The organism is Desulfuromonas versatilis (genome assembly GCF_019704135.1).
Lineage (GTDB): Bacteria > Desulfobacterota > Desulfuromonadia > Desulfuromonadales > NIT-T3 > Desulfuromonas_A > Desulfuromonas_A versatilis.
In genome coordinates this window covers 4298140-4323060 of sequence record NZ_AP024355.1, presented here as the reverse complement: position 1 = coordinate 4323060, position 24921 = coordinate 4298140, and the positions used below count along the sequence as shown (strand labels likewise).

The following is a 24921-nucleotide window of genomic DNA, read 5'->3' as shown; positions in this document are numbered from 1 at the left end:
AAAGACCTTTATTTAACCACTAAGATCACGAAGGACACGAAGAAAGGCTTTTCGTTTTACCAGCTTGGGCGAAGCCCCTTCGTGCTCTTCGTGTCCTTCGTGGTGAGAATAGAGCTGGGTTTCCCTTGGGCGCGGCCGCCCAGGGCGAACACGAGATTCGCCCCTACGGTAAGGCCTCGGCCGGTTCTGCCTCCCTCTGCAGCTCCTGCGCCTGCTCCACCCGCTGGCGCCGTCGCGCCAGCAGCAGGTAGGCCGCAGGGACGACGAACAGGGTCAGCACCGTGCCCAGCGACAGCCCGCCGACGATGACCCAGCCGATCTGGGCGCGGCTTTCGGCGCCGGCGCCGTGGGCCAGGGCCAGGGGGATGGAGCCGAGCACCATGGCGCCGGTGGTCATCAGGATCGGCCGCAGGCGCAGGGTCGCGGCCTCGAGCACGGCCTCGCGCTTGCTCCTGCCCTTTTCCTGCAGCTGGTTGGCGAACTCGACGATGAGAATGCCGTGCTTGGTGATCAGCCCCACCAGGGTAATCAGGCCGACCTGGCTGTAGATGCTCAGGGTGTTGCCGGTAAAGTGCAGGGCCAGCAGGGCTCCGGCCATGGACAGCGGTACGGTGAACAGGATGATCAGCGGGTCGACGAAGCTCTCGAACTGAGCCGCCATCATCAGGTAGATCATGATCAGCGCCAGGGCGAAGGTCACCAGCAGGCCGGCGCTGCTCTCCTTGAACTCCCGCGACTGCCCCTGGTAGTCGATGCGGGCGGTTTCGGGCAGCACCCGCGCCGCCGCCTCTTCGAGATACTCGAGCGCCTCCCCCTGGGAATAGCCGGGGGCGAGGTTGGCGCTGATGATGGCCGCGCGGCTGCGGTTGAAGTGGTTGAGCGACTGGGCGGTGACCCCCTCGTCAATACTCACCAGGCTGGAGAGGGGGATCATCTCCCCGGAGGCGGCGCGCACGTGGATGCGGTTGAGGTCCTCGGGGGTGACGCGCAGATCGTCCTCGATCTTGACGATCACGTCGTACTGCTCGCCGTCCATCTTGAAGCGGGTCACGTCCCGGCCCCCCATCAGCGTCTCGATGGTGCGGCCCAGGGCGGCCACGCTCACCCCGAGGTCGGCGGCCTTGTCCCGGTCGACCCGCAGGCGCAGCTCGGGGGAGTTGAGCTTGAGGTCGCTGCGCGCCGCAAGGATTCCGGGGTTTTTGCGCACCTCGGCCATCAGCAGGTTGATCTGCTCGTTGAGCTCGCCGTAGCTGTCGCTGGTCTTGACCACGAACTGAATCGGCTGGTTCATGAAGGACTGGCCGAGCGACGGCGGGGTGATGGGGAAGCCGAGCACCCCGGGGATGCCGAACAGCTTGGGACCCAACTCGCCGGCGATCTGCAGCGAGGAGCGCTGGCGCTCTTCCCAGTCCTTGAGGTTGATGACGGAAATCCCCTCGGTGACCTTGCCGTTGAAGCCGGTGGTGGCGAACACGCCGCTCCCTTCGGGGATCTGCCGCAACAGCCCCTCGGCCTGCTGCAGGTAGTGGTCGGTATAGTCGAGGTTGGCGCCGTCGGGGGCGATGATGAAGGTCATCAGCACTCCGCGGTCCTCAAGCGGCGCCATCTCCGAGGGGAGCTTGCCCGAGAGCCACCAGGTGGCGGCGCCGGCGGCCAGGGCCACGGCCACGCCGACCAGCACCGTCTTCAGCGACCAGCCGAGCAGCCGGCGGTAGCCCTGCTCGATGGCGGTGAAGAAGCCCTCCATCAGGTGGAACAGCTTGTTGTGCTTCTGCTGGTGACGCAGCATCTTCGAACACATCATCGGCGTCAGGGTCAGGGCGACGAAGCCCGAGACCAGCACCGCGCCGGCCAGGGTCAGGGCGAATTCGGTGAACAGTTTTCCGGTGCGCCCTTCCATCATCGCCACCGGCACGTAGACCGCCGCCAGGGTCAGGGTCATCAGGATGACGGCGAAGCCGATCTCGCGCATCCCCTTGATCGAGGCCTGGGTCGGCGAGAGCCCCTCCTCGACGTGGCGGTGGACGTTCTCGAGCACGACGATGGCGTCGTCGACCACCAGGCCGACCGCCAGCACCATCGCCAGCAGGCTCAGGGTGTTGATGGAGAAGCCGAGCATCCACATCAGGGCGAAGGAGCCGACCAGCGACACCGGGATGGTCACCAGCGGGATCAGGGTCGAGCGGAGGCTGCGCAGGAAGAAGAAGATGATCAGCAGCACCAGTGCCACCGCCTCGACGATGGAGGAGAAGACGTTGTCGATGGAGCGCTCGATGAAGACCGAGGAGTCGTAGGCGATCCGGGCCTGCATCCCCTCGGGGAGCGAGGCCTGCAGGCCGGGCAGCATTTCGCGCAGGGCCTGGGAGATCTCCAGCGGGTTGGCCACCGACTGCTTGACCAGGCCCAGGGCCACCCCGTTGCCGCCGTTGTAGCGCAGGCTCTGGCGCTCCGACTCGGGACCGATCTCGGCCCGGCCGACATCCCCCAGCCGCACCAGGGTCTCGCCGGCCTTGCGCACGATGATGTTCTCGAACTCCTCGGGGGTGTCGAGGCTGGTGGCCGAGAGCACGGTGAACTCGCGGGCGGCGCTTTCGATGCGGCCGCCGGGGACCTCGACGTTCTGCGCCCGGACGGCATTCTCCACGTCCTGCGCCGTGACCTGGCGGGCGGCCAGCAGCGTCGGGTCGAGCCAGATGCGCATGGCGTACTTGCGGGCGCCGAGGATGTTGGCTTCGGCGATCCCCGGGATCATCTCGATCTGGTCGGTGACGTAGCGATCGACGTAGTCGGTGATCTCCTCGTTGCTGTGGCGGTCGCTGAAGAAGGCCATGTAGATGATCGGCGAGGCGTCGGCCTCGACCTTGGCGATGACCGGCTCCTCGATATCCAGCGGCAGCTCGGCCCGCACCCGGCCGACCCGGTCGCGCACCTCGGCGGCGGCGTCGTCGGCGTCGCGCTCCATCTTGAAGACGATGCTGATCTGGCTCCTCTCCTGCATGCTCTGCGAGGTGATGGTCCGGATCCCCGCGATCCCCGAGAGGCTGTCCTCGATGACCGTGGTCACCTCGGTCTCGATGATGTCGGGGCTGGCCCCCTGGTAGACGGTGGTCACCGAGACCGTCGGCTCGTCGATGTTGGGGTACTCGCGCACCGTCAGCCGCTCGTAGGCGACCAGGCCGATCAGCACGATCAGCAGGCTCATCACCGTGGCCAGCACCGGGCGCTTGATGCTTGTTTCGGATAGTTTCATGGGATTTAATTCCTGGATAATTTATCCACCACGAAGGACACGAAGATCACGAAGGGAATGCCTGGGGTACGGGCCAAACCCTTAATGGAGGGGGTTCTTCGTGCCCTTCGTGCCTTCGTGGTGAAAGAACCTTGGATTTGGTGACGGTTAATTGATTTGCGCGAACAGCGCCGGGTCCGCCGGCACGGGCTGCACGGGGCTGCCCGGGCCGATCTTCTGGTGGCCGCCGGTGACCACCACATCCCCGGCGGCGAGCCCCGAGACCACCTCGACCCACCCCTTGCGGCGGCTGCCGGTCTGCACCGGGGCCATCTGCGCCGCGCCGTCCACCACCTTGTAGACGAACTGGCTCTTCGGCTGGGCGATCAGGGCCTGCTCCGGAACGAAGAGGGCTGCGGCGCGGCTGGCCACCGCCAGGCGCACCTTGACGAACTGCCCCGGCTTGAGGGCCTCGTCGCGGTTCTCCAGGCGGCCGCGGATCACCAGGCTGCGGCTGTTCTGTTCCACCTGGGGATCGATGGCGTACACTTCCCCCTCGAACTGCCGCTGCGGCAGGGCGTCGGATTCGAGCAGCAGTTTCTGGCCGACCTTCACCTGGGGGGAGAACTTCTCGGGAATGCGGAACTCGACTTTGAGCCGGGTGGTGTCTTCGAGGTTGACCAGGGGCTGCCCCGGCTGGACGTAGTCGCCCAGGCTCACCTTGCGCAGGCCCAGGGTGCCGTCGAAGGGGGCCTCGATGCGCATCTTGGCCAGCTGGGCGGCGGCCAGGCGCAGGCTCGCTTCGTCGAGTTGCCATTGGGCGTAGGTCTCGTCCCGTTCGCGCTGGGCGATGGCCTTGTCCTGCAGCAGCGCCTCGGCCCGCCGGTAGTTGGCCTCGCTCAGGGCGCGGCTGGCCTCGGCCCGGTCGAGCTCGGCCCGGGGGATGGCGGAGTCGAGCTGGATCAAAACCTTGCCCCGGGCGGTCCGTTCACCCTCGGCGAAGCCGATGCGCTCGATGCGCCCGGCGACCTCGGCGCTGATCACCACCGATTCGTTGGACTGCAGGGAGCCGACGGCGCTGATCTCGGTGTCGGCGGCAGCCACCACGACCTCGGTCACCTCCACCGGCATCGGCGGCGGGGCCGATTGGGCAGGGCTGGTGGCCTGCGCCTCGGTGGCGGGGCGCAGCAGGAAAAAGGAGCCCGCCCCGAGCAGGGCGAGCAGGGCCAGGGCCGAGCCGATGACGGCCTTGCCGCGGGCCGGCCTCGAAGCGGGTGAGGTGTCGGCGGGTGTCGATGGTTCCTGGTGGTTCATGGGTCCTCGCTTGCAGATTTGAGGGAGTGAATGGTCACTCCGTTTCAGGCAAAAGAAAACGGCAGCGGGCCTGGCCCGTTGCCACTATGGTTGTGGAGTGAACGATCACTCCGTTTTTGGTGAAACCTTCCCGGGCCCTGTTTCAGTCCCGGCGCGCCACGGCATCCCAGCAGGCCTCAACGATCAGCGGAACCATCCGGTCCTCGATAGCGACCAGGCCGGCCAGGTGGTCGCGCACCGCGTAGAGCATCGGGCCTATGGAGAGGGAGACCAGCATCTCCTCGGGCAGATCCTTGAACGCCTGCCGCTGCCGCGCCTCATCGAAGAGCCTGGCGAAGCACGCCTCCTTTTCGCCGGGGTTCTCCTTGCGGGCGCGCCGCTTGGCGATGCCGTAGGGGGAGTTGTAGAACTGCTCGAGAAACCGGCATTCCCGGGGGTTGTCGATGAAGTAGCGCAGCAGGTTCTCGTAGAGATTGTCGAAGCGCTGGCGCAGCGGCACCTCTTCGCGGTAGTCGGCGAAGATGGCGGCCTGCAGTTTCCCGTCCAGTTCCAGGTGCAGCTCGCGGATCAGGTCGTCCTTGCTCTGGAAGTAGCGGTAGATGGTGCCGGTGCCGACCCCGGCCTTTTCCGAGATCAGCGAGGTCGGCGAGCCGTGGAAGCCGTTCTCGGCGAAGATGTCCAGCGCGGCCGAGAGGATGGCGGCGCGCTTGTCGGCGATCTTGCTCATGCTGTCTTCTCTCCGGGGTGGAGTGAACATTCACTCCGTTTTTCCGAAAGTATGGATCAAGAGCTTCTTTGCTGTCAAGGGGGCAATTGCTGGAAAAATCCGCTGGTTCAGGCGAAGAGGTGAAGGACAGCAAGGACAGCAAGGACAGCAAGGGTTGCCGAGGCAGCGGCGCATGGCTTGACGGGGTCGGGGATGCGTATCGCCAGCGTATATTTTGGGGGCCTTCGAACCTGGACACGGTTGGCCTTTGCGGCCGGGTTGGTTATGATTGGCGGTGCAGGGGCGCGAGTGGCCTGCTAAATGAACAAGGAGGTAGGAGATCATGACAGGTGGAATTCGGAGGGGCCGGCGGGCCCTGGCTTTGGTGGGGCTCGCCTTATTGTGTGGCTGTGCCGGTCACCGGGTGGAGACCCGGGTGGACGAGCCCGTCGAGGCGCAGCTGGTGGAGGTGGTGCGCGTCTCGCGGCAGTGGACGGGGCTGGCCATCGCCCCCAGCGGGCGGATGTTCGTCAATTTTCCCCGCTGGACGGATAATCCCTGGTGGGCCGAGCAGGCCGACCAATTCCCCTCGGTGGCCGAAGTGCTCCCTCTCTGGGAGATGCGGCCCCGGGGCCGGGTGCAGGCCTTCCCGGACGAATTCTGGAACCGCTGGAGCCCCGGCGACGACCCCCGCAACCGCTTTGTCTGCGTGCAGAGCGTCTACACCGATGCCGAGGGCAAGCTGTGGATCCTCGACGCGGCCAATCCCCGTTTCGCCGGGGTGGTGGCCGGAGGGCCCAAGCTGGTCAAAGTCGACCCCGAGAGCGGCGCCATCCTCCAGGTGTTCCCCTTCGCTGCCGAGGCGGCGCCTCCGACGAGCTACCTCAACGACGTGCGGGTCGACACCCGGCGCCAGGTCGCCTACCTGAGCGATTCGGGGGCCGGCGCCCTGATCGTGCTCGATCTGCGCAACGGAGCGGCGCGGCGCCTGCTGGAGGACCATCCCTCCACCCATGCCGAGGAGATCTCGCTGATCATCGAGGGGCGCAAGTGGCGCCTGCCCGACGGCAGCGTCCCCCGGGTTCACGCCGACGGCATCGCCCTCGATCCCTCCGGCGAATATCTCTACTACCAGGCGCTGACCTCGCGCAGCCTCTACCGCATCGCCACCCGCTGGCTGCTGGACGAGAGCCTGGCGCCCGCGCAGCTGGGCGAGAAGGTCGAGTTTCTCGGCAAGACCGGCGCCGCCGACGGCCTGCTGTTCGGCCCCGACGGCCGGCTTTACCTGACCGCCCTGGAGCACAACGCCATCCGCGCCTACACCCCCGGCGCAGGGGTGGTCACCGTGGCCCGGGGCCCCGAACTGGCCTGGCCCGACAGCCTGGCTGTTGGGCCCGACGGCGCCATCTACGTCAGCACCTCGCAGATCCACCGCATGCCGGTCCCCCGCGAACCCTACAAGATCTTCCGGCTGGAGAAGAAACCCTGAGCCGCCGCAGGGCTCAGTTCGCCCTGAGCCTGGCGGCGATCTGGGCCACGTGCCGCCCCTGGAAGCGGGCGATGGCCAGCTCGTTCTCGCTCGGCGAGCGCGAACCGTCGGGCGCGGCCAGGGTCGAGGCGCCGTAGGGGGTGCCGCCGCTGATCTCGTCCATGTTCATCAGCCGCGCCTCGCTGTAGGGGACGCCGACAATGAGCATGCCGTGGTGCAGCAGCGTGGTGTGGAAGCTGGTGATGGTGGTCTCCTGGCCGCCGTGCTGGGTGGCGGTGGAGGTGAAGACGCTTCCCAGCTTGCCGACCAGGGCGCCTTTCATCCACAGCTGGCCGGTCTGGTCGAGAAAGTTGCGCATCTGCGCGCACATGTTGCCGAAGCGGGTCGGGGTGCCGAAGATGACGGCGTCGGCCTGGGCGAGCTGCTCGGGGGTGGCCACCGGGATGTGGGCGAATTTCCCCCGGGCCGCCTTTGCCCCCGAGCGCTCCAGGGCCTCGGGGGGGACCAGCTCGGCGACCTGGTAGAGCCCCACCTCGCTGTCGGCAACCTCCCGGGCGCCGGCGGCGACCGCCTCGGCCAGTTGATGGACATGGCCGTACATGCTGTAAAAAATCACCTGGATTCGGGTCGTCATGGGGATTCCTCCAATACACTGGGAACAGGCTTCAGGTTCGATTAAACCACCTGCGTCCGGCAACGCAAGCGGTCTTCAGCTCAAATCGAAGAGCAGAAAGCGGCTGGGCGCGGCTGCGTCCAGCTTAAGGCGTTTCTCGTCGCTCAGCGCCGCCCCGTCGCCCGGCTCGAGGGAGACGCCGTTGAGCTGCAGGGCGCCGGAGATCACCTGGATCCAGGCGTGACGCCCTGTCTCGAGCCGATGCTCCAGGGTGCGCCCCTGGCCGAGCTGTCCGCAGAAGAGGTCCACATCGCGGTGGATGAGCGCCGAGCCGTCGCGGCCCGTCGGGGAGCCCACCAGCAGCAGCCCGTTCTCGGGCCCGCTGGCGAAGCTCCTCTTCTCGTAGCCCGGCTCGAGCCCCTTGCGCTCGGGCAAAATCCAGATCTGCAGAAAATGCACCGGCTCACTCTGCGAGGGGTTGTACTCGCTGTGCCGCACCCCGGTCCCGGCGCTGATCCGCTGCAGCTCGCCGGCCCTGATGGTCTCCCGGCTGCCCAGGTCGTCCTGATGCTCGAGCTTCCCCTCGATGACCAGGGAGAGGATTTCCATGTCCCGGTGGGGGTGCAGCGGGAAGCCGCCGCCGGCCTCGACCCGGTCCTCGTTGATGACCCGCAGGGCCCGGAACCCCATGTGCTGGGGGTCGTAATAAGTGTCGAAGGAAAAGGTGTGTCGGCTGTCGAGCCAATCGGCCTGGAAACGGCCGCGCTCCGCTGATTTTCGTACGCTGATCATGGTGCGTCTGCCTTTCCCCGGGAGCAAGCTTCCGGACAAGCTTCCAAGTTTAATGGTTTAACATCAAACTATCACGCGGCGGGTTTCCCGTCAAGCGCGCCTCAGCCCGGGACATTGAAACCTCTGGCATCTTTGCGGATTTCGGTTAAGATTCTGGGACCGAAGTTTGGGGGGGAAGGCCGTGACTGGCTTAGGGGCCGTGATTCGTGACTCGGGGAGGCGAGGAAGAAGGGATTTCATTCCGGGATTGAACGGTTCTGGGGCATTCTGCATCCTGTATTCATTTATGCGTATCATTTTGCAGTTAAAGAGGAAGTGTCCATGGTAGAGATCGACGGCTCCTACGGCGAGGGGGGCGGGCAGGTGCTGCGCAGCGCCCTGTCCCTCTCGCTGCTGACCGGGCGTGCCGTTCGTTTGAAAAATATCCGCTCCGGTCGTTCCCGCCCCGGGCTGATGCCCCAGCACCTCAAGGCGGTGCAGGCGGCCTCGGCGGTCGGGCGGGCGCGGGTGGAGGGGGCGGCGCCCGGCTCCACTGCGCTGGTCTTCGAGCCTGCGGGGCTGCACCCCGGCCAATTTCGCTTCGACATCGGCACCGCCGGTTCCACCTCGCTGGTTCTGCAGACCATTTTGCTGCCGCTCTGCCTGGCGGGCGAGCCCTCACACTGCGTCATCACCGGGGGGACCCACGTCCCCTGGAGTCCCTGCTATCATTATCTGCAGCGGCTCTGGCTGCCCTGCCTGCGCCGGGCGGGGCTGGAGGTCGCCCTGGAGATGGAGCGCACCGGCTTCTATCCCCGGGGCGGCGGCAAGATCAGCGCGAGCATCGCGCCGGTGGAGGCCCTCAGGCCCCTGTCCCTGGCGGAGCGGGGCGCCATTCGCAGCGCGAGCCTATTGTCTTTCGTGACCCAGCTGGACGAGCGGATCGCCGAGCGCCAGCTCCACCAGGCGAGGCGGCGGCTGGCGGGGCGCTTCGGGCGGATCGAGCAGGAGCTCGCCGAACTTCCCGGTCCGGGCAAGGGGAGCCTGCTGCTGGTGGTGGCCGAGTTCGAACATTCGCGCTGCTGCTACTACGGGCTCGGTGAGCGGGGCAAGTCCGCAGAGCGGGTGGCCGACGAGGCGGTGGACGCCCTGGAGCGCTTCCTCGGCTCCGGCGGCGCCATTGACGAACATCTGGCGGATCAGCTGCTGCTGCCCCTGGCGCTGGCCGAGGGGCGCTCGGAGCTGCGTACCGCCCGGGTCACCGAACACCTGCTGACCAATGCCTGGGTGATCAGGCAGTTTCTGCCCGCTGACATCGTCATCGAGGAGGCTCCGGGCCGGGCCGGTCTGGTGCGCATCGACGGCTGCGGCTGGCCGCCTCGGAAATTGTGAGTAACGGAAGGAGCCAGGATATGGAATTGTACCTGATGCAGCATGGCCAGGCGGTCGCCAAAGAAGAGGACCCCGAACAGCCGCTTAGCCGAGAGGGGGTTGAGGCGATCAAGGCCTCCGCCGCGGCAATCCGCAGAATGGGGCTGCACTTCGATGTCATCATCGCCAGCCCCAAACGGCGCTCCAGGCAGACCGCCGCCCTGGTTGCCGAGGCGGTCAACTACCCCTACAGCGACATCGTCGAAACCGAGCTGGTCAAGCCGATGACGGCCCCGGGCGAGACGCTGAAATTTCTCCAGCAGTACCTCGGTGAGGGGGCGGTGTTGATCGCCGGACACCTGCCCTCGCTGGGGGAGATCGCCTCGAGCCTGCTCAGCGACGGGTCGAAGGTCCACCTGCATTTCGAAAACGGCGGGCTCTGCCACCTCTCGGTGCCCAACCTGCCTACTTATGAGGCCCAGCTGCGCTGGTCGCTCACCGCGGCCCAACTGGCGATGCTGGCCAAGTAGGGGGTGCCCATAGGGGTTGCGCGGCAGGGGCGGTTTCTGGCACACTCGTGCCACGCCCCCGGCATCAATTCACCGAAGGAGAAGGCCCATGTCCAATCCCGCTGCGTTCATCCAGGCCTGCAACGAAGGACGGCTCTGGGTGCATTGCGACCAGTGCAACGACCCCAAGCCGCTCAACCGGGTCGAGCGCCTGGATACCATTCAAAACCAGTCCTACTGGGGGCCCGAGCCCTGGTGGCACGACACCCACGAGTTCACCTGCCCCGACTGCGGCACCGTCCAGAAGTCCCTCGCCCAGTTGCAGGAGTGAAATCCCGCTAAATCATGATCGACGAAAAAGGGCGCCCCGCCGAGCCGAGGGCGCCCTTTTTCGTCGGGAATCCCAGTCCTCCCGCCCCCTTTTCTCCTCTTGGCTACCCTGATTTCCCCCTTCCTCTCTCCGGGAAAAGGTTCGCAAAACGCATTGAATACTTTTTTGGTAAGTCACCTGCGGGATGAAAATCGGGGATACCCTACCCCGAAAGGGGTAGATCTCCCCATGGTCAGGGTTGTTTTTGCCAGTAATACTTAATACCAAGAGGCGGTATAAGACGAAGGTTGCAATTGTCTCATGCCGCACTGCCAGGATTAACCTTCGGACCTGTCACGCCTCGCCTCCGTAGCGGGGGAATCGGCCCGAAGGACCGGGAGTTGAGTCATGGGGGGGGGCGACCCAAGCCGACCGAAAAAACTATCCATGGCCGTGCCTGGCAGGCTTAAAGAGGAGGCAAGATTATGGCTGGCGTATTGAAACCATGGATCAGGGTGAGTGTGGTCATATTTTCAGTGGCCCTGCTGATTGCCTGCAGCGGCGGCGGAGGGAGCAGCGGCGGCGGAAGCGGCAGCGGCAGCGACGGCGGAACCGACGTCGGTGGCGGAAACAATGGTGGCGGTGGGGATAATGGTGGCGGTGGTAACGACGGGGAAGGGCAGCCGCAGGATCCCCCTGTGCTGCTTACCGACTTTTTCGGCCCGCCTCCCGAGGATGACCCGTCGGCCTTTACCGGGCCATTGATCGGGCTGCAATTCTCCGGCGAGGTACTGACCACCCTGGCGCCTGCCAACGAAGGGGCTTTCGCGGGCGGCCTCACCGGCACCCATACCGACGCCGGGTTGGACAATGCGGTCCCCGAGGCGCAGCAGCGGGTGCTGGATCCGGCGGTAGATCCCCTGGACGTATTCAACATCCCGACCAACAGCAAACCGAGTCCGCTGTTCGGCGCCGAGTCCTACACCCAGCAGATGCTGCGCTTCGAGGAGTTCGGTCCCGAGCCCCTGTCGGCCGACGCCTCCGCGGCGACCCTGGGCTTTCCGTTGCCCGGGGTAGGCCCCCTGCCGGAGCAGGATCCCGCGAGCATCGTCCGCAGCGCGCCGGCCGGCGCCGCCCTGGAGGCCTTCCTGGGACAGTCGGGGCTCAGCCCCTTGCCGACGGAGTTCGCCAACATCGATGCGCAGAACCCCTGGAAACTGTTCATCGGCCAGTTCCTGGGCCGACCTCTGCAGATCTCGCCGGCCGAGGGACGGCCGCCGGGACGGGGCTGGGCCCACCAGCGCTGGAATGAATTCTATCCCCAGGTGCAGTTCAAAACCGCCCAGGCCGGATCGCGGACCAACCTCGGGATGCGCGACGCCAAGCAGCTGCACAAGTACAGCGTCGGCGAATTCGCCCCCGGCGGGCTCTACCACCGGGTTTACACCTCCTCGGTTCCCGGGGCCCCGACCCTCGACGGGACCACCGGCGGGCTGAGGATCCGCCTGCACCCCAACATGCCGGTGCAGGACCACAAGGCCCTGTGGACCTTCGACGGCACCCTGCCGCCCAAGCTGCTCATGGTCCGTTACGGCCAGGGGGTGCTGATGCGGCACTACAACGCACTACCCATCGACCCCTCGGCCAACCGCGGCTTCGGCCTGCACACCATCACCACCCACGAGCACAACGGGCACTCCCCGGCGGAAAGCGACGGCTACACCAACGCCTTCTTCTTTCCGGGGCAGTTCTACGACTACCGCTGGCCGATCCAGCTGGCCGGCTACGACAGCATCAACACCGATGCCAACGACCGCCGGGCGGCCTTCCCCTGCGCACCGGGGGAAACGCTGCTGGTCAACGACAAGGACCCTGGCCTCAAGACCTGTGAAGACGGGTCGATCCGCATCCGCGGCGACTGGCGCGAGACCATGAGCACCCACTGGTTCCACGACCACATGCTCGACTTTACCGCCCAGAACGTTTATAAAGGGAATGCCGCGATGATGAACTACTACAGCGCCCTGGACCGCGGCAAGGAAGACTTCAACGACGGGGTCAATCTGCGCCTGCCCAGCGGCACTGCACTGCCCTGGGGCAACCGCGACTACGACGTCAACCTGCTGATCGCCGACAAGGCCTGGGACCGGCAGGGGCAGCTGTGGTTCAACATCTTCAACACCGACGGTTTTCTCGGCGACCAGCTGCTGACCAACTGGCTGTACAAGCCCTATTTCGAGGTGCGCGAGCGTCGCTACCGCTTCCGCATCCTCAACGGCTCGGTCTCCCGCTACCTGGCCCTGGCGCTGGTCAAGCAGGTGCAGGGCGGCGGCGGCGAGTTCCCCGGCCCGGCGGGCTCGGGGGTCTCCTACGACCGGGTGCCGTTCCACATGATCGCCAACGACGGCAACATCATGGCCCACGCCATCCCCTTCGACGGCAGCCTCGATCTTGACGGCAACGGCGACGCCCAGGAGCACCGCGGACAGCTGCCGACCCAGGCCATTGCCGAGCGCTACGACATCATCGTCGACTTTGGCGCCAACGGCCTGCGGGCCGGGGACCGGCTCTACTTCGTCAACACCCTGGAGCACACCGACGGCAAGAAGCCCGGCAACCGCATCGACCTCGATGATATCCTCGCGGGGGTCTACCAGCCGCAGACCCTGGACGACGACCTGGACGGCATCCCGGATCGCTGGGTGAACGGCGACCCGGTGGTCGGCCGCTTTCTGGAGCTGCGGGTGCAGCCCTACACCGGGCAGGACCAGAGCATGGACCCGCGGGACTTCGAACCGGGGCAGCGGACCATGATCCCGCTGGCCATCGACCCGGAGGATTCGGGTATCCAGAACGAGCTGGCCAGCGCCCGCCACCGCACCTTCACCTTCGGCAAGGCCGAGGGGACCGACCAGGCGCCCTGGACCATCCAGACCGACGGCGGGGCCGGCTTCACCATGGACCCGCGGCGGGTGACCGCGGCGCCGCAACTGGCCAACGGCCCCAGCGAAGCGGGCTTCCAGGGCGAGGGGACCCTGGAGATCTGGCGGATCGTCAACAGCGGCGGCGGCTGGAGCCACCCGGTGCACGTCCACTTCGAGGAAGGAGTCATCCTGCGCCGCGACGGCCAGATCCCCCCCCTGTGGGAGCGCTTCTCCCGCAAGGACGTCTACCGCATCGGCAACGAGCAGGACAGCTCCCGGGAGGTGGAGATCGCCATCCGCTTCCGCGAGTTCGCCGGGACCTACATGGAGCATTGCCACAACACCCAGCACGAGGACCGCTCGATGCTGATGCGCTGGGACATCGAACACCCCGGCCAGGTCAGGCTGATGCCCGCCCCCATGCCGACCTGGGACGGCGTGGAATACGTGGACTCGGCCGCCCTGCCGACCTTCCGCGACGGCGACGGGGTGGGCAGGACCACCTTCTGAGCGCCCAGCGACAATCCCGGATAAACCGTCCGAGGGGCCAGACCGGCCCCTCGGACCTTGTTTTGTTCAGCATCACCAAGGAGTTGACGACATGCACGAACACCACCCCAAGCGCCCTTTCGACCTTCTCGCCCTGCTGCTGTTCGCCGTGCTGAGCCTGGTGGGCGGCCCGGGTTCGGCCGCGGCCGGCGACTCGCCCTGGGGCGCCGACTACTTTCCCAACATCCCGCTGGTCTCCCACGAGGGCAAGTCGCTGCGCTTTTTCGACGACCTGATCAAGGACAAGGTGGTGATGGTCAACTTCATCTACACCAGCTGCCGCGAGGCCTGTCCGCTGGAGACCGCCCGGCTGCGCCAGGTGCAGAAGCTGCTGGGGGACCGGGTCGGCAAGGACGTCTTCATGTACTCGATCAGCATCGACCCGAAAAACGACACCCCCGAGGTGCTGAAAAAATACGCCGAGGCCTACCATGCCGGCCCCGGCTGGCTGTTTCTGACCGGCAACGAGGAGGAGATCACCCTGTTGCGCAAGAAACTCGGCGTCTACTACGAGGGGATGCAGATCGACAACTTCCGGGACCATAACATCAGCCTGGTGATCGGCAACCAGCGCACCGGTATCTGGGTGAAAACCTCCCCCTTCGAAAACTCCCACGTGCTGGCCGACAAGGTCGGCAGCTGGCTGCACAACTGGAAAACGCCGAGCAAGTCCCGCAGCGATTACGCCCAGGCGCCCGAGCTGCGCAACCTCTCGCGGGGCGAGACCCTGTTCCGCACCCGCTGCGCCGCCTGCCACAGCATCGGCGGCGGCGATATTTTGCAGTCGGAAAAAGGCGAGATCGGCCCCGACCTGCTCGGCGTGACCCGCACCCGCGACCGCGCCTGGCTGACCCGCTGGCTGGCCGAACCGGACCAGATGCTCGCCGAAAAGGACCCCCTGGCCATGGCCCTGCTGGCCAAGTACAACAACCTGCAGATGCCCAACCTGAGCCTGAACCAGCTGGAGGTCGAGGCGCTGATCGAATACATGGAGGAGGAGAGCCGCCGGGTGGAGCAGTCCAGGAAGTGAGGCCATCGTTGCTGGTGCGGGGCAGAGTTTGAGAGGCTTGCTCAGGGGGTAAAGGACTTAAAGGACGCAAAGGACCTAAGGGGCCTTTAATGCTTCTCCTGTTGGCATCTGCTTTTCTATGCCTTTGCGCTCTTTGCCCCTTTGCGGTGCCTGAAGCTATAAACAATTGCGGGTTTAGCGTTTGGCCTCGGGCCGCGGTACCTCCCGGGGGATCAGCGGGCGGGCCGGGATGTGCTCGGGGATTCGCAGCAGGGTGGTCCCCGGCGGCATTTGCAGCTCGGCGTAGAGCCGCTCGCTGCAGCCCCGGTGGTTCTTGGACAGGTGCATGGGCAGAAACCAGCCCGGGCGCAGCTCCTCGAGCAGGCGGTTGACGTCGCTGGTGCACAGGTGGCAGGAGCGGCGGGCCCGCTCCATTTCTTCGGCCAGATAGGCGCATTCGCCGATCAGCAGGGTGACCCCGCGCAGCAGCGAGACGATCTTCCGCCGGTTCTCCTCGCTGAAGCCGACGTCGGTCACATAGCCGATGCTGGCCGCCGGCTGCTCGCCGCGGATCTGCCGGTAGAGCGCCGCCGGGTCGGCCAGCGTCTCCTCGACCACCCGGCCCTCGCGCCGCCGGCTCACCCGCAGCGGGCCGCTCGCCAGTCCCTCCCGGTAGAACCTGCGGTTCAGCTCCCGCAGCCAGCCCCCCGCCACCAGGTCCAGGGCCGCCAGTTTTTCCGGATCCACCTGAAATGCGTCGCGTTCGGTGATGCGCAGGATCATCACCGGGATCTTGTGGTCGCACAGCTCCGCCTCGACCCTCAGGAACCGGTTGCGGTACACCACCCGATCGCTTCGCTCCCGCACCGCCTCCCGGCGCAGGGGAAACCCCTCCGGCCCCCGCAGCACCGAGGTGACCAGGCGCTCCTCGGCTACCTCGTGCACCCGGTACACCCCCCAGAATTCCTCCGTCAGGTTCCAGTCATAGCCCTGAAGCTTGTGCGCCAGTTTTTCGGCGATCCCCGGCGGGCCGAACAGCTCCACCGTGCGCGGGGCGACGTGCATGTTGCGGGTCAGGGTCTCGATCCCCATGAAATGGTCCATGTGGCCGTGGCTGACGAAGACCGCGTCGAGCGACTTGAGCACCCGCTTGGCCAGGTGGTGGATCTGCCCGCAGTCCACCAGCAGGGCCCGGCCCAGGGGGCGCACCCGGAGATAGAGGATGGGGTCGTCGAGCAGTCCCGAGTAAAAGGTCGGCTCGATGAAGCGGAAGGGAAGGCGCAGGTTCATGGGCAGGTTTCTTTCGATTCGCGGAGCCAAACTGTATTCCTGTTGCAAGTATACAAATTAATAAGAGAACTTCCCTGTTGCCCCGGTTGTGCAAGCGCACCCGCCGAGTAAAATTAACAAGACGCCTGTGGCGCACCGCATCTTTAACCGGAAAGGAATTCCCCCAAATGGAAGAAAAACAGGCCTATCGCGAAAAATTCGAAGCCCGGCTCAGGGAACTCAAGGCCCAGCTCGAGCTGCTCGAGGCCAAGGCCGACCTGGCCAAGGCCGAGGCCGGGATCGAATACCAGAAACAGATCAAGGAGCTGCGCCAGAAGCGCGACGCCATGAGCGCCCGCCTCGAGGAGTTGAAAAAAGCCGGCGGCGATGCCTGGCGCGACCTGCGGACGGGGCTCGAGAAGGCCGCCGAGGACCTGAAGGGGGCCCTGGAACGCGCCCGGGACAAGTTCCGGTGAGCCGCCGGCCCCTGCCCCGGATGGGGGCGGCGTTGGCCCTGGCGCTGCTGCTGACCCTGGCAGCGCCGCCGGCGCTTCGCGGCCAGCAGCAGGCCGGGCCGGAGCCCGAACCGCTTTCGGTCGAGCCGAGTCCGACGGCCCCCGAACGGGTGGGGGTGGAGAAGGTCTCCAGCGACCGCGCCATCGACAGGCGCCTGACCGGCATCCTCGAGTCGACGGGGTGGTTCGAGCAGGTCGAGGTGGAGGTCCGCGAGGGGGTGGTCTTCCTCGACGGGCTGACCCGCAGCGCCGAGCGCCGCGACTGGGCCGGCGCCCTGGCCGGCAAGACCGAGGACGTGGTGGCGGTGGTCAACCGGGTCCGGGTCGCCGAGCGCTCCCCCTGGGACCTTACGCCGGCCGCCGCCGAGCTGCAGCGGCTGGGGAGGCTCACGGTGCAGAAACTGCCGGCCGTCGGCATCGGCCTGCTGATCCTGATCATCACCGGTATCCTCGCCAAGCTGGTCGCCGCCGGGGCACGACGGGTCCTCGAGTCGCGCATGAAGCCGCTGCTGCGCGACGTCACCGCGCGGGCCTTGAGCATCCCCATCCTCATCCTCGGCGTCTACCTGGTGCTGCAGGTCGCCGGCCTGACCCGGCTGGCGACCACGGTGCTGGGCGGCACCGGCCTGTTCGGCCTGGTCGCCGGCATCGCCTTTCGCGACATTCTCGAGAACTTCCTGGCCAGCATCCTGATCAGCATGCGCAACCCCTTCAAGCTCGGCGACCTGGTGGAGGTGGCCGGCCACCTGGGGGTGGTGCAGCGGGTCACCTCCCGCGGCACGGTGCTGATGGACCCGGACGGCAACCACGTGCAGATCCCCAATGCCACCATCTACAAAAGCATCATCCGCAACTTCACCGCCAACCCCAACCGGCGCGAGAGCTTCGAGGTCGGCATCGGCTACGAGAACGATTCCGCCGCCGCCCAGGCGGTGGCCCTCGAGGTGCTCAATGGGCACCCCGCGGTGCTCAAGGACCCCGAAGCCCTGGTGCTGGTCGACCGGCTGGGGGCGGCCACGGTCAACCTGCGGGTCTATTTCTGGTACGACGGCTCGGCCTACAACGGGCCCAAGGTCAAATCGTCGCTGATCCGCCTGGTCAAGCGGGCCTTCGAAGGGCGGGGCATCTCCATGCCCGACGAGGCGCGGGAGATCGTCTTCCCCGACGGGGTGCCGGTGCGCATGCTGGAGGCGGCCGAACCGCCCGCCAAAAAGCCGCGCCCGGAGGAAGCGGCGGTGGAGACCGGGGCGGTCACCACCGCCGCGGAGGGGCATCTCGCCAACGAGGAGGGGCCGCTGCGGGAGCAGGCCCGCCGGGCGCGGATGCCCGAGGAAGGGGCGAGCCTGCTGGAGGAGAAGAACCCACGGTAACCGGCTGTCCCGCGAGGCAGGGATGCCGGCGCCACGAGAAAGGGCGGCCCGTTGCCGGGCCGCCCTTTGCTTTACGGACAGCTGGAATGCTCTAGTTGTTGTCCTCCAGCTCGATCTCGACCTGGTCCCAGACCAGCCCGGGCAGGTCGGCGCGGGCCTTGACGATGTCGCCGTCATTCAGCGCGGCGAAGAACCCGGCGCGGTTGGTCAGCGTATCCTCGATCTCGAACTCGTTGACCGTGCTGGTGTTCACGCTCACCCCGAGGATGGTGAAGCTGGGGTTGTTGATGTTGGCCACCGGGCCCTGGAGGAAGGTGCGGTTGGCCGGCTGGGTGTTGATCAGCTCGAGGCGGGTGGCGACCAGGCGCCCACCGGCGGCCTGACGGGCGCGGACCTTGATTTCGTTGCCCGAGGCCAGGTTGCCCAGCGCAGCGAGATTGTCGAGGCGGGTCAGACCGCTGTCGACTTCGATGGTAATGCCGCCCAACCCTTCCATGGTGAAGCTGGCCGCGTTGACCGCAGCCACGTTCCCCTCGATCCGCACGCTCTCCTTGAAGGTCACCTTGACCGCGTTGAGAGTGCCCGCCGCGTTCACCGAGCCCTCGGCTTCGACCTTGGTGCCGTTAGCCAGGTCGGCTTCCAGGCCGCCGCGGAAGGTCGCAGCGCTGTAATTGACCAACTGGCCGTTGATGGTGAAGGTCTGGGCGCCGGTGTTCAGGTTGGCGATCAATCCTTCCAGCTCGACCTTGGCGATGTTGGCACCCAGCCCCGCCTTGAGTTCGACGTCGGTGGCGGTGAGGGTGTTGGTGCCGGCATCGAAGCTCCGGCCTTTCACTTCGACCAGGGCGCCGTTGGCCAGAGAGCCGTTGCGCGGGGTGACCCCGGAGAAGTCGATGATCAGGTTATTGATGTTGAAGGTGCTGGCGCCGAGATTGGAGACGGTACCCAGGATCTCGAACTCCTGCAGGGGGTCGGCCAGGAAGGCGGCGGAGGTTTCAGCCTTCTTCTCGATGAAGGTGGCCTGGATGTCGCCGTTGGCTGCCATGTGGCCGCTGATCTCGAGCACCTGGTCCACCGCCAGGTTGGCGTAGGTGACCGGCGGGGTGTCGTCGAAGACGGTCACGCCGTTCTCGACGATCACGTTGTGCCCGAGGATGCTCAGAACCTTCACCAGGCCGGGAGTGGTTTCGGTGATGCTGGCTACCGGGCCTTCCAGGTCGTCGCCGCGGGTGACCAGGGTGGCGGTGCCGGTGGTGCCGTTGTCGTCGAAGGAGCCGTCGATCAGCACGATCATCCCTTCGCGAAGGTCGCTCTGCGAGGGGTTGTCGTCACCCTCGATGACGAAGGTGGCGTTGTCGGTGTTGAAGCGTACGCCGTTGACGATGACGCTGCCGAACCCCTGGATGGTGCCCGAGGAGACCCCGGTCGTCGAGGTCGGGCCACCGCCGCCGCCACCGCCGCCACCGCCGCCGCAACCGGCGACCAGGCCGCCGGAGAAGAGCAGGGCGGTTGCCAGGGCGAACAGACTCAAATGCCTTTGAATGTTTGCTACCATGGCGTTCATGATGTTCCTCCTTTGTTTCCGGATCGTTTACTCCGGATGCCTTGCCCCGCCCGGGGGCAGCCGGCTGATTCCGGGCTGCCGCCGGACGGGGGTACAACTAGTCCTGCAGTTCGATTTCGATTTCGTCCCAGACGGTCGTCGCGCCGTTCAGGTCGCCCCGGGCCTTGACCAGGCTCTCGGGCTCCTGCCGCAGCAGGCTGAAGAAGGTGCTGCGGCCGATGCTGACTTCCTCCTGGCGGAACCCGTTGTCGCCGATGCTGCCGGTATCGACGGTGAAGCCGATCAGGACCACCGTGCCACCGGCCTCGTCCGCGCTGTCCACCGGTCCCTGCAGGGTAACCTCGGGGTCCGGGCTGCTGCTCACCACCTCGAGTCGGGTCGCGACCAGGGTCGCGGGGGCGATCCGGCGACCGCGGATCTTGAGGTAGTTGCCGCCCTGAATGGCCCCGAAGGCGCCGGCGGTAAGTTCGTCGTCAAGCTGTACGGATATCCCACCGAGGCCCTGCAGGGTAAGAATGCCGGATACCGGGTCGAGCTGGTCGGCATTGGCCTCAATGCGGATATTCTCCTCGAATTCAACCTTCCGGGCCTGGAGCACCGCGCCGACGATCGGGCCTTCGGCCTCGACCTTGACGCCGTCCGCCAGATCGGCTGACAGTCCCCCCTCCAGCCTCGCCCCGGCGTAGCTGACGATCTGGCCGGAGATCCTGAAGGTCCGCGCGGTGCGGTCAAGCCCGGTGATGAAACCCTCTATGGCGGCCTTGGGCTGGTTCGCGCCCAGGCCAGGGGTCTTCACCTCGAGGCGCTCGGCAAACAGGGTGTTGCCCTCGAGGCGGGTCCCCTTGACTTCAACCTGCTGGCCGGTGGCAGGTCCGCCGGGCGGAACGTTGGCGAGTTCCGCCGTGGCGAAGTCGACCAGCAGGCCATTGATAACCAACGTGGTGGCGGAGGGGCGTTCGTCGACGGCCCCCATGACTTCGAGTTCGTTGCCGGCCGCAAGAAACTCATTCAGATCCCCGGCCGTTTGCCGCAGGTAAGTTGCCTGTATCGTCCCGTCGGGCTTGGTGAATCCGCTGACCTCGATGATCCCGGTCAATCCGTTGACAAGCGAGTCGAACCCGAAGCCGGGGACGCTGTCGTCGAAGCTGGTCGCCCCGTTTTCCACCACCACGATCTGCCCAAGGATCTCCAGGACCTTGACCAGGGCCTGGTTGTTGCCGGTTACGCTTGACACCGGTCCCTCAACGATGTCTTCGAAGGTGACGATGGCCGCGGTGCCGTTTCTGCCGTCGGCCGCGACGCTGCCGTCGACCCGCACCACCATGCCCAGGCCGACCGCGCTGGCCTGATCATCGAGGAGCTGGGCGGGTTCGCCCTCGCGCAGGAACTGGGCGTTGCCGGTAGCGTAACGGACACCGTTGACGGTGACGCTCCCCTTGGCGGTGACCGACCCCGCGCTGACGATGCCCGAGCCGCCGATGCCGCCGTCGGCGACGCTGCCGCCGCCTCCGCCGCCGCATGCAGCCAGGGTCAGGGCCGTCCCCAGGACGCCGCTTGCCAGCCATACCCAGTTGAGAAACCGCTTCGTCATCGCTTGCTCCCTTCCCTTGCCGGCCCCGCGGGAGCCTCTTCAAGGGTCTCTTCGAAATAGTAGATGCCCACCCCGGCGCGCACCCGCCCGCTCCCCTGGGCCTCGGGGGCGGTGTCACGGTCGTGGCTTGCCAGGTAACGGTCGAGTTTTTCGAGCAGTTGCTGCCCCTGGTGGGCACTGATTTTCTTGAATTCGGCGAGGGCTTCGACGGGGAGATTGTCGTAGGCGACTTTGCGCTGGAACCGGGGGTTTCGGGGCGCGCCCTGCAGGTTGTTGTCGATGGTGGTGATCAGATCCGCCACGTCGCTGCCGAGGATTCCCAGCTTTTCGCCTTCGCCGGTGGCCGGGACATAGGCCCGTTCGAGCAGGCGGATCTGCTTGTCCGGGGTCGTCTCCACCGCCCCCACGTGAACCAGTTCGTCGAGGATGGCCCGGGCCGGAACGTCGCCGCTGAACTGTTTGACCAGATCCTGGAAACTGACCGGGCCCTGCTCGATGGGCAGCGCCTTCGGGTTCCCCTTGGCGTCGCAGAAACGGCGATCGCGCACCCAACCGGAAATGACCCGGGCGGCCCGGTTGTAGCGCTCGATCGACTCTTCGCCCCCGGGGTGGCTCATGTCCCGCAGCCTGCGGATCTCTTTGCGGGAGAGTCCGGTGACGATGGAGGCCCGCGAATCAGAGGGCTTGCGGCCGGAAAGCCCGAACTCGTGCAAAGCGACGTCGACGTAGACCCAGCGTGCCAGGTCGGCGAAGGCCCCGAAGGGGACGCCGTTGCGCAGCAGGATGCGAACCAGGGGGCGCAGCAGCTTGAGGACGGCGATTTGCAGGGTTTGTTTCATAACCTTTTTACTCCTCTTATTTGGGATTATATTCCCAAAAAGAGGATTGTCAAACGCCCCTCTAAAATTTTTTTCAGGTTTGGAAGACGTCGCGGTTGCGGCTGTTGGAAGCCCGGTGTGGGCCAGTCGGCACTTGGCAGGGGCGGGTCAGCCAGGAGGCTCTCAGAGCAGGGCGTCGATCGCCTCGAAGTCCAGCTCGGTTTCGGCCAGCTTCTGGGTCAGGGCGATCTTTTCCGTGTCCTCCGCGGTGATCTTCGAGACGTCGTCCTTGATGATGGAGAAGACCTCCGAGGTGTTCAGGGTGCTGCGCATGTAGGGGATCTCGCTGGAATCGATGATCATCTGGGTGATCTTGGACACCGGGGCGACGCCGGGGATGATCAGGCCGGCGATCTCGGTGTTGTACTCGGGCAGGTGATGGAGCGAAGAGAGCATCACCAGCAGCTCGTCGCGGGTGCTGGTGACCAGCAGCAGGGTGGAGATCTTCAGCATCTCGATCACCCGCTGGGCCGAGGCGGCGCCGAGCTGGACATGGTGGACGATGCGCGAGGCCTGCTCCGGGGTGGCGCGCAGCGGCAGGCCGAGCAGCTTCGAGATGTGCAGCAGGGTGGGGTGGGCGAGGATCGGCGAAAAGTTGAAGCCGCCCACCACCTTGTAGGGCGCCTCGTGGAAGGCCAGGCGCAGGTAGCGCAGGGTCGCCTCGCGCTTGGCGCGCAGCAGCTTGTTGGGCAGAATCACCCGCACCCTGGCCCCCTCCTGGCGGTAGAGGGCCAGGTTGAGGTGGATGGCGTCGATGACGTTGCCGACTCCGCCCCCCGTCACCATCAGCACCGGCGCATCCAGCTCCCGGGCGAGAAAGGCGTTGTTGAGGCCCACCACCGAGCCCACGCCGGTGTGCCCCGCGCCCTCGATGATCAAATAATCGCAGCGCCGTTCGAGTTCGGCGCAGGCCTGGCGGATCTTCTCCAGCAGCGCTTCGCGCGAGACGGCACCGTCGAGGACCTTGCGGGTCGAGCCGGCGTGCAGCACCACCGGCGACATCAGGTGCAGGTCGTCCTCCAGGCCGTAGACCTTGGCCATCAGCGCCGCATCCATGTCCACGTCCAGCCCGTTCATGAAGGTCGGTTTGGGGCCCAATGGCTTGATGAAGCCGACCCGGCCGTATTTTTTCCGCGCCATGTGCATCAGCGACAAGCTGGTGGTGGTCTTGCCGGTGTTCTGGCCGGTCGCCGCGATGAAGATTTTTTTCGCCATTATGCATGCTCCGGGAAATCGCTGCGGGGAATGCGCTGCCGCCCCTCGGAAAAGGGTGCCAGAGCCAGGGGGTTTTGCAACCTTCGGGGGGGAGAATTTGCATTTTTCCACCGGATTTTTTCAGGAAAGGGTGTATATTTAAAAGCTATGAAAACGACCCCCGGCCGTGAGCCGGAGAATCGTGTCATCCAACCGCCCAAGGAGTCGAAATGGTCATGTCCTGGAGACGAATTGCCCTGGTCGCCCTGGCGGCCGCCGGTCTGGGGCTGCTCGGTGGCTGCGGAAAGCCTCCGCTCAGTGTCGAACCGGTCAGCCTGGCGCAGAACCCCATCGAGCAGATCGCCAACCTGGAAAAAGACCTCGCCGTCGCCCGCAACAACCAACTCCATGTGCTCGCCCCGGGCTGGTACGCCAAGGCCGAGGAGTCCCTGAACGACGCCAAGCGCGGCCTGGAAAAGGGCGATTCGGTGACCGACCTGCTGGAAAAGGCGGCCTTCGGCCGGGCCAACCTGCAGCGGGCCGAGGAGGCGGCCGAAGTGGCGCGCACCGCGCTGGCCGACACCATCAAGGCCCGCGAGCAGGCCCTGGCGGCCGGGGCCACCAGCTTCGGTCGGGATTATCAGGCCGTGGAGGACGATTTCCTCGAGCTGACCGAAGCCATCGAAAACGACAACCTCAGCAAGGCCCGCAAGAACAAGGGGGCGGTGACCCGGGCCTTCGACGAGCTGGAACTGCGGGCGATCAAGGAGCAGACCCTCGGTGAGGTGCGCCGCCTGCTGAGCGAGGCGGAGAAGAACGGCGCGAAGAAGATCGCCCCCGATACCCTGGCGGTCGCCCAGCAGAGCCTCAGCGAGGCCGACGCGTTCATCACCGAGCAGCGCTACCAGAAGGAGAAGATGCAGCAGCTGGCCAGCCAGGCCCTGTTCCAGGCGCGGCGGCTGGGGGGGATCATGAGCCAGGCCGAGTTGGTCAAGACCCTGCGGCCCGAGGAGGTCGCGCTGCAGAACGAGGAGCTGCTTTACCAGATCACCGCCAAGCTCAACGCCCGCGACATGCGCGACGAGCCCTTCGCCACCCAGCGGCAGAACATCCTCGCTTCGATCGTCTCCCTGCAGGACGATCAGCAGTTTCTCGCCGGCAAGCTCAAGGAGCAGCAGGTGGTGATCGAAGACTACCAGCAGCAGCTGGCCAAAGCCGAGGGCCGCGCCCGCGAGGTGGAGGTGGCCCGCGAACGGCTGGCCCGCGAAGAGCTCTTCCAGCGCCTGTTCACCGAGGTGCAGGGCTTCTTCGCTGCCGAGGAGGCCGAGGTCTACAAACAGGGCAACAACCTGATCATCCGCCTCAAGGCGATCCAGTTCCCGGTCGGCAAGGAAGTCATCATGCCGAACAACTACGCCCTGCTGAGCAAGGTGCGCAAGGCGATCCGCAACTTCGGCGAACCCGACGTGGTGATCGAGGGCCACACCGACAGCACCGGCAGCGCGGCGCTCAACGCCCACCTCTCCCAGAGCCGGGCCGAGGCGGTGCGCGAGTACTTCCTGGCCAACAGCACCCTGCCCGCCGAGCGGATCACCGCCGTCGGCTACGGCTCCGAGCGCCCCCTGGCCTCCAACGAATCCCCCGAGGGGCGCGCCGTCAACCGGCGCATCGACGTGGTCATCAAGCCGAGCGGTTCGGCGAGCTGAGGCGCTCCCGCTCGCAAAGCGCAACACCAGGCCGTCCCCC

The 24921-nt window shown here is 66.2% G+C and carries 18 protein-coding genes and 1 pseudogene; 9 read left to right on the top strand and 10 right to left on the bottom strand.

All coding sequences use genetic code 11. The features are described from left to right. Positions 1–163: 163 nt before the first annotated feature. From DESUT3_RS19400 to DESUT3_RS19390, 3 genes are all read right to left on the bottom strand, one after another. Positions 164–3250 carry an efflux RND transporter permease subunit gene (locus DESUT3_RS19400; protein WP_221250142.1) on the bottom strand — a complete coding sequence of 1029 codons (3087 nt, stop codon included), beginning with the start codon at positions 3248–3250 and terminating at the stop codon, positions 164–166. A 147-nt stretch (positions 3251–3397) separates the two neighbouring features. Next, the gene (locus DESUT3_RS19395) at positions 3398–4543 is read right to left on the bottom strand and encodes an efflux RND transporter periplasmic adaptor subunit (RefSeq protein WP_221250141.1); all 1146 of its coding nucleotides are present in this window, start codon (positions 4541–4543) and stop codon (positions 3398–3400) included. Between the two features lie 142 nt (positions 4544–4685). Continuing rightward, complete coding sequence (locus DESUT3_RS19390) at positions 4686–5270, bottom strand: TetR/AcrR family transcriptional regulator (protein WP_221250140.1); 585 nt, start codon at positions 5268–5270, stop codon at positions 4686–4688. Between the two features lie 322 nt (positions 5271–5592). Here DESUT3_RS19390 and DESUT3_RS19385 point away from each other — a divergent pair, with 322 nt between their 5' ends. Next, entirely contained in the window at positions 5593–6738 is a 1146-nt protein-coding gene (locus tag DESUT3_RS19385; protein WP_221250139.1) for an L-dopachrome tautomerase-related protein, read from the top strand. Positions 6739–6751: 13 nt separating this feature from the next. Here the strand turns inward: DESUT3_RS19385 and wrbA are convergent, their stop codons facing one another. Then, a complete protein-coding gene (wrbA, locus tag DESUT3_RS19380; RefSeq protein WP_221250138.1) occupies positions 6752–7372 on the bottom strand; it encodes an NAD(P)H:quinone oxidoreductase in 621 nt (206 codons plus the stop codon). A gap of 75 nt (positions 7373–7447) precedes the next feature. After that, a complete protein-coding gene (locus DESUT3_RS19375; RefSeq protein WP_221250137.1) occupies positions 7448–8143 on the bottom strand; it encodes a pirin family protein in 696 nt (231 codons plus the stop codon). A gap of 321 nt (positions 8144–8464) precedes the next feature. Between DESUT3_RS19375 and rtcA the strand changes: the two genes are divergently transcribed. From rtcA to DESUT3_RS19350, 5 genes and pseudogenes are all read left to right on the top strand, one after another. Further along, positions 8465–9514, top strand: a complete 1050-nt coding sequence (rtcA, locus tag DESUT3_RS19370) for an RNA 3'-terminal phosphate cyclase (protein WP_221250136.1) — start codon at positions 8465–8467, stop codon at positions 9512–9514. A gap of 20 nt (positions 9515–9534) precedes the next feature. Then, on the top strand, positions 9535–10023 hold the full coding sequence (sixA, locus tag DESUT3_RS19365) for a phosphohistidine phosphatase SixA (RefSeq protein ID WP_221250135.1): 489 nt from the start codon (positions 9535–9537) through the stop codon (positions 10021–10023). A gap of 88 nt (positions 10024–10111) precedes the next feature. After that, positions 10112–10333: a hypothetical protein gene (locus tag DESUT3_RS19360; RefSeq protein WP_221250134.1), complete on the top strand. Its 222-nt coding sequence runs from the start codon at positions 10112–10114 to the stop codon at positions 10331–10333. A 689-nt stretch (positions 10334–11022) separates the two neighbouring features. Further along, a pseudogene (locus DESUT3_RS21190) lies at positions 11023–13722 on the top strand (multicopper oxidase domain-containing protein); the annotation flags it as partial. Positions 13723–13837: 115 nt separating this feature from the next. Beyond that, a complete protein-coding gene (locus tag DESUT3_RS19350) occupies positions 13838–14815 on the top strand; it encodes an SCO family protein (RefSeq protein WP_221250132.1) in 978 nt (325 codons plus the stop codon). 174 nt (positions 14816–14989) lie between these two features. Here DESUT3_RS19350 and DESUT3_RS19345 read toward each other — a convergent pair whose 3' ends face one another. Next, the gene (locus DESUT3_RS19345; RefSeq protein ID WP_221250131.1) at positions 14990–16084 is read right to left on the bottom strand and encodes a ribonuclease Z; all 1095 of its coding nucleotides are present in this window, start codon (positions 16082–16084) and stop codon (positions 14990–14992) included. A gap of 167 nt (positions 16085–16251) precedes the next feature. On the opposite strand from DESUT3_RS19345, the gene DESUT3_RS19340 reads away from it, so the two are divergent. Next, positions 16252–16539, top strand: a complete 288-nt coding sequence (locus tag DESUT3_RS19340; RefSeq protein ID WP_221250130.1) for a sll1863 family stress response protein — start codon at positions 16252–16254, stop codon at positions 16537–16539. Then, a complete protein-coding gene (locus tag DESUT3_RS19335) occupies positions 16536–17948 on the top strand; it encodes a mechanosensitive ion channel family protein (RefSeq protein ID WP_221250129.1) in 1413 nt (470 codons plus the stop codon). The genes DESUT3_RS19340 and DESUT3_RS19335 overlap by 4 nt, the downstream gene beginning before the upstream one ends. A gap of 91 nt (positions 17949–18039) precedes the next feature. Here the strand turns inward: DESUT3_RS19335 and DESUT3_RS19330 are convergent, their stop codons facing one another. From DESUT3_RS19330 to DESUT3_RS19315, 4 genes are all read right to left on the bottom strand, one after another. After that, on the bottom strand, positions 18040–19512 hold the full coding sequence (locus DESUT3_RS19330; RefSeq protein ID WP_221250128.1) for a DUF5666 domain-containing protein: 1473 nt from the start codon (positions 19510–19512) through the stop codon (positions 18040–18042). A 97-nt stretch (positions 19513–19609) separates the two neighbouring features. Then, on the bottom strand, positions 19610–21103 hold the full coding sequence (locus DESUT3_RS19325) for a DUF5666 domain-containing protein (RefSeq protein WP_221250127.1): 1494 nt from the start codon (positions 21101–21103) through the stop codon (positions 19610–19612). Further along, a complete protein-coding gene (locus DESUT3_RS19320; RefSeq protein WP_221250126.1) occupies positions 21100–21942 on the bottom strand; it encodes a DUF6502 family protein in 843 nt (280 codons plus the stop codon). The genes DESUT3_RS19325 and DESUT3_RS19320 overlap by 4 nt, the downstream gene beginning before the upstream one ends. Positions 21943–22104: 162 nt before the next feature. Next, positions 22105–23196 (bottom strand): phosphotransacetylase family protein, encoded by a 1092-nt coding sequence (locus tag DESUT3_RS19315; RefSeq protein ID WP_221250125.1) that lies wholly within the window; start codon positions 23194–23196, stop codon positions 22105–22107. A 215-nt stretch (positions 23197–23411) separates the two neighbouring features. Here DESUT3_RS19315 and DESUT3_RS19310 point away from each other — a divergent pair, with 215 nt between their 5' ends. Beyond that, the gene (locus tag DESUT3_RS19310; protein ID WP_221250124.1) at positions 23412–24881 is read left to right on the top strand and encodes an OmpA family protein; all 1470 of its coding nucleotides are present in this window, start codon (positions 23412–23414) and stop codon (positions 24879–24881) included. The last annotated feature ends 40 nt before the right edge of the window (positions 24882–24921 follow it).

What these genes read in the sequence shown, in the direction of transcription:
- DESUT3_RS19400 (WP_221250142.1), bottom strand. Translation starts at nt 3,250, where the DNA reads ATGAAACTATCCGAAACAAGCATCAAGCGCCCGGTGCTGGCCACGGTG.
- DESUT3_RS19395 (WP_221250141.1), bottom strand. Translation starts at nt 4,543, where the DNA reads ATGAACCACCAGGAACCATCGACACCCGCCGACACCTCACCCGCTTCG.
- DESUT3_RS19320 (WP_221250126.1), bottom strand. Translation starts at nt 21,942, where the DNA reads ATGAAACAAACCCTGCAAATCGCCGTCCTCAAGCTGCTGCGCCCCCTG.
- DESUT3_RS19390 (WP_221250140.1), bottom strand. Translation starts at nt 5,270, where the DNA reads ATGAGCAAGATCGCCGACAAGCGCGCCGCCATCCTCTCGGCCGCGCTG.
- DESUT3_RS19350 (WP_221250132.1), top strand. Translation starts at nt 13,838, where the DNA reads ATGCACGAACACCACCCCAAGCGCCCTTTCGACCTTCTCGCCCTGCTG.
- DESUT3_RS19330 (WP_221250128.1), bottom strand. Translation starts at nt 19,512, where the DNA reads ATGAACGCCATGGTAGCAAACATTCAAAGGCATTTGAGTCTGTTCGCC.
- DESUT3_RS19385 (WP_221250139.1), top strand. Translation starts at nt 5,593, where the DNA reads ATGACAGGTGGAATTCGGAGGGGCCGGCGGGCCCTGGCTTTGGTGGGG.
- rtcA (WP_221250136.1), top strand. Translation starts at nt 8,465, where the DNA reads ATGGTAGAGATCGACGGCTCCTACGGCGAGGGGGGCGGGCAGGTGCTG.
- DESUT3_RS19310 (WP_221250124.1), top strand. Translation starts at nt 23,412, where the DNA reads ATGTCCTGGAGACGAATTGCCCTGGTCGCCCTGGCGGCCGCCGGTCTG.
- wrbA (WP_221250138.1), bottom strand. Translation starts at nt 7,372, where the DNA reads ATGACGACCCGAATCCAGGTGATTTTTTACAGCATGTACGGCCATGTC.
- DESUT3_RS19325 (WP_221250127.1), bottom strand. Translation starts at nt 21,103, where the DNA reads ATGACGAAGCGGTTTCTCAACTGGGTATGGCTGGCAAGCGGCGTCCTG.
- sixA (WP_221250135.1), top strand. Translation starts at nt 9,535, where the DNA reads ATGGAATTGTACCTGATGCAGCATGGCCAGGCGGTCGCCAAAGAAGAG.
- DESUT3_RS19375 (WP_221250137.1), bottom strand. Translation starts at nt 8,143, where the DNA reads ATGATCAGCGTACGAAAATCAGCGGAGCGCGGCCGTTTCCAGGCCGAT.
- DESUT3_RS19315 (WP_221250125.1), bottom strand. Translation starts at nt 23,196, where the DNA reads ATGGCGAAAAAAATCTTCATCGCGGCGACCGGCCAGAACACCGGCAAG.
- DESUT3_RS19340 (WP_221250130.1), top strand. Translation starts at nt 16,252, where the DNA reads ATGGAAGAAAAACAGGCCTATCGCGAAAAATTCGAAGCCCGGCTCAGG.
- DESUT3_RS19345 (WP_221250131.1), bottom strand. Translation starts at nt 16,084, where the DNA reads ATGAACCTGCGCCTTCCCTTCCGCTTCATCGAGCCGACCTTTTACTCG.
- DESUT3_RS19360 (WP_221250134.1), top strand. Translation starts at nt 10,112, where the DNA reads ATGTCCAATCCCGCTGCGTTCATCCAGGCCTGCAACGAAGGACGGCTC.